General features: G+C 69.0%; 3 protein-coding genes. All 3 read right to left on the bottom strand.

The genetic code is table 11. The features are described from left to right. Positions 1-27 precede the first annotated feature (27 nt). On the bottom strand, positions 28-2,136 hold the full coding sequence (gene rho, locus AC1D1G_RS42525) for a transcription termination factor Rho (protein ID WP_477956633.1): 2,109 nt from the start codon (positions 2,134-2,136) through the stop codon (positions 28-30). A gap of 328 nt (positions 2,137-2,464) precedes the next feature. After that, complete coding sequence (gene thrB / locus AC1D1G_RS42520; RefSeq protein ID WP_477956632.1) at positions 2,465-3,409, bottom strand: homoserine kinase; 945 nt, start codon at positions 3,407-3,409, stop codon at positions 2,465-2,467. Positions 3,410-3,453: 44 nt separating this feature from the next. Then, on the bottom strand, positions 3,454-4,152 hold a 699-nt coding region (thrC, locus tag AC1D1G_RS42515; protein ID WP_477956631.1), incomplete at its 5' end, for a threonine synthase.

Raw genomic sequence — 4,152 nt, 5'->3', positions numbered from 1 at the left:
GTCGCCGGGCCCCGCTTCGGGTCGCGATCAGTCGTCGATCGCGCCCGGAGCAGTCTTCGACACCTGCATGAGGAATTCGACGTTGCTCTTGCTCTTCTTGAGGCGGTCGATCAGCAGATCGATGGCCTGGTGCGAGTCGAGACCCGAGAGCACGCGCCGGAGCTTGTGCAGCACCGCGGCCTCGTCCGGGCTGAGCAGCAGCTCGTCCTTACGCGTACCCGAGGGGTTCACGTCCACAGCCGGGAACACACGACGTTCCGCGATCTTGCGGTCGAGCTTCAGCTCGGCGTTACCGGTGCCCTTGAACTCCTCGAAGATCACGGTGTCGCCGGTGGAACCGGTCTCGACCATGGCCGTCGCGATGATCGTGAGCGAACCGCCGTTCTCGATGTTGCGCGCAGCACCGAGGAAACGCTTGGGCGGGTACAGCGCGGTCGAGTCGACACCACCGGAGAGGATGCGTCCCGAGGCCGGCGACGAGTTGTTGTACGCACGGCCGAGGCGGGTGATCGAGTCGAGGAGGACGACGACGTCCTTACCCGCCTCCACCAGGCGCTTCGCACGCTCGATGGCCAGCTCGGCGACCGAGGTGTGGTCTCCCGGCGGACGGTCGAAGGTCGAGGAGATGACCTCGCCCTTCACCGAACGCTGCATGTCGGTGACCTCTTCGGGACGCTCGTCGACCAGCACGACCATGAGGTAGCACTCGGGGTTGTTGGTCGCGATCGCGTTCGCGATGGCCTGCAGAACGCTGGTCTTACCGGCCTTCGGCGGGCTCACGATCAGCGCACGCTGTCCCTTGCCGATCGGCATCACCAGGTCGATGACACGGGTCGTCAAGATGTTCGGCGTCGTCTCCAGACGCAGCCGCTGATTCGGGTACAGCGGGGTGAGCTTGCCGAACTCGGGGCGCTTCTTGGCGGCTTCCACGTCGCCACCGTTGACGGTGTCGATGCGGACCAGCGGGTTGAACTTCTGGCGCTGGTTGCCCTGTTCGCCCTCGCGTCCGACCCGGACTGCGCCGGTGATGGCGTCGCCGCGGCGGAGACCGTTCTTGCGGATCAGGTTCATCGACACGTAGACGTCGTTCGGTCCGGCCAGGTAGCCGGAGGTCCGCACGAACGCGTAGTTGTCGAGGACGTCCAGGATGCCGGCGACCGGCTGCAGGACGTCGTCCTCGCGGATCTCGGTCTCGCGGGCGTCGCCGCCGCCGCCTTCGCCGCGGTCGCGTCCACGACGACGTTCGCGGAAGCGACGTCCGCGGCGTCCGCGACCGCCTTCCTCGTCGTCGCCCGGGCGGTTGTCGTTGGTGCGCGGGCCGTTGCTGCCCTGGCTGCGGTCGCCACGGTCACCGCGGTTGTCGCGATCGCCCCGGTCACCGCGTTCGCCGCGGTCACCACGTTCGCCGCGGTCACCACGGGTGTCGCCACGATCACCGCGGTCGCCGGCCCGCTCACGTCGGCTGCGGTCGCCGCCCTGTTCGCCGGAGCCGTCCTGCTTGGCCGGCTTCTCGGCGGAATCCTGACGGTCGTCGGCCTGCTTGCGCTCAGCCTGCTGCGTGTCGGTGGCAGTAGCCGAGGCGGTGTCCTGAGCGTTGCCGCCCTGGTCACCCTGCTCGGGTGCGCCTGCCCGACGCGCGGATCCGCGGCGCTGACGCCCGCGACGGCCGCCCTCGGCGGTGTCGGTGTCGGCGGCTGCGCTGTCGCCCGTCGCGGGTTCGGTCTTGGGCTCGGCGGCCTTCTCGGTGGTCTCCACCTGGGGAGTCACCTCGAGTTCGGTCTGAGCGGACTGTTCGCGCTTCGCGCGGGTCGCCCGGGTCCGGGGAGCGGCTTCGGTCGCGGCAGCGGCCGGGGCGGAAGAACCGCCCTGACGCTCCTTGATCGCGGCGATCAGGTCGCCCTTGCGCATCCCCGAGATGCCCTTGATGCCCAGCTCACCTGCGAGAGTGCGGAGCTCGGTGAGCACCATTCCGGACAGCCCGGCACCCCGGCGCGCCTCGGCGCGCTTGGTGGAGGCCGTCACTGCACCGGTGCCGGGTGCGGTCGATGACGCCTGTGAAGAGTCGCCTGCCTGCGCGCCAACGGTATCCACCGAGGAGGCGCGCACAGGAGCGGCGATGAGGTCCGTATCGGTCACGGAGGTCCTTTCCTTCCCTCACTCGCGCTGCGCAGAGTCGAGGGTTCGTCCCGTAATTCGGTTTCGAATACCGAATTCGGATGTGCCGTACGTAGTTGCATGTGAAGAACTGCCGGCTTGCCCGCCATCACATCACCTTTGAAACAGGCGCGTACTCGCAATCCCTACACGACAGATAGTGCGGAGGATCGTGCCAGGAGCCGTCAACCCCGATTGACCTGGAGTAATTGCCCTGGTGAAGCACCGGCGTCTGATGCGCACGATGTACGGACATTGCCCAGGATAGCTGTGAACGACCGTAGGGGCAAGGAGACGCCCCTACGGCGTGTCAGCTGGTCCGGACGCCGTCCGCCACGTCCAGTTCGAGAACCTGCAACCCCTCGGCCTCGGCCTGCGCCCGAAGATCCACGGGGAAAGGATCCGTGGTCAATGCGAGGACGGTCGGTCCGGCTCCCGAGACGGTGGCGGCGATACCCGCCTTCCGGAGGACGGCGATCCATCGCGTCGTGAGCGGAAGGGCCGGAGCGCGCTGCGTCTGATGCAGTCGGTCCTCGGTGGCCGCCATCAGAAGGTCGGGACGCTCTGTGAGCGCCACCACAGCGAGGGCGCCGCGGCTGACGTTGAATGCCGCGTCCCGGTGGGGAACCGTCTCGGGCAACAGACCCCGCGTGTGGGCGGTCGACGAGCGCTCCCCCGGCACCAGCGCGACGACGCGGATCGCGGGATGGACCTTCAGCGCGACGGCCGAGTAGATGTCGGTGGCCGCGGGCGCGCCGTCGGTCTGCTCGCCCGCGCAGCTCCACGACACCACGGCGCCGCCGAGCACGCTGGCCGATGCGTTGTCGGGATGCCCTTCGAATTCGGACGACAGCTGGACGAGCTGATCGAGCGACAGCCCGAGTTCGGGGTCGAGCTTGATCGCCAGGCCGTTGGCGGCCGCCAGTCCCCCGACGACGGCGGAGGCCGATGAACCCAGCCCCCGAGAATGGGGTATCGCGTTGCGGCACACCACATCCAGGCCGTCGGCCCACACGCCCGCCGCTTCCAGGCCACGTTCGATGGCCCGGACCACGAGATGGGACGGACCCCACGGCACGTCGTCGGCACCCTCGCCCTCGACCCGGATCTTCAGCCCCGAACCCGTGGTGGTCACGGTGATCTCGTCGTACAGCCCGAGCGCGATGCCCAGCGTGTCGAAGCCCGGGCCGAGGTTGGCGCTCGACGCAGGCACGCGGGCGGTCACGGTGAGGCCCGTGGGGAGGGTCTGTGTCATGGCAGCGGTGTGGTCCTGCGGCGTGGTGGGCGTGGGCGCCACCACTACGCCAGCTCGAGGGCCGACGCGACAGCGACAGGATCGACCGGGATCGGTTGAACCTCAGGCATACCCGCCAGCGCCGTGTCGGGGTCCTTGAGGCCGTTACCGGTGACCGTGCACACGACGGTCAGGCCCGAGTCCAGCCAGCCCTCCTTGCGGGCGGCGAGCAGACCCGCGACGCTCGCGGCCGAGGCGGGCTCGACGAACACCCCTTCGGTCCTGGCGATCAGCCGGTACGCCTCGAGGATCTCGTCGTCGGTCGCGGCCCGGAAGGCGCCGTGCGACTCTTCCTTGGCGGTGACCGCACCGTTCCAGGACGCGGGCGAGCCGATGCGGATCGCGGTGGCGATCGTCTCCGGGTCCTTCACCGGTGCGCCGTGGACGAGCGGTGCGGCACCGGCGGCCTGGACGCCGAGCATGCGGGGCTTCACGCTGGTGAGTCCGTCCGCGTAGTACTCGGAGTACCCGCGCCAGTACGCGGTGATGTTGCCCGCGTTGCCGACCGGGAGCGCGTGCACGTCGGGGGCCTTGCCCAGGGCGTCACAGATCTCGAATGCCGCGGTCTTCTGGCCCTCGATACGGACCGGGTTGACCGAGTTCACGAGCCCGATCGTGGGGAATTCCGCGGTGGTCTTGCGGGCCAGTTCGAGGCAGTCGTCGAAGTTGCCCTGCACCTGGATGATCCGCGCGCCGTGCATGAC

The sequence above is a fragment of the Rhodococcus sp. P3_B8 genome (assembly GCF_056402775.1).
This window is presented reverse-complemented; position numbering and strand designations above follow the sequence as displayed.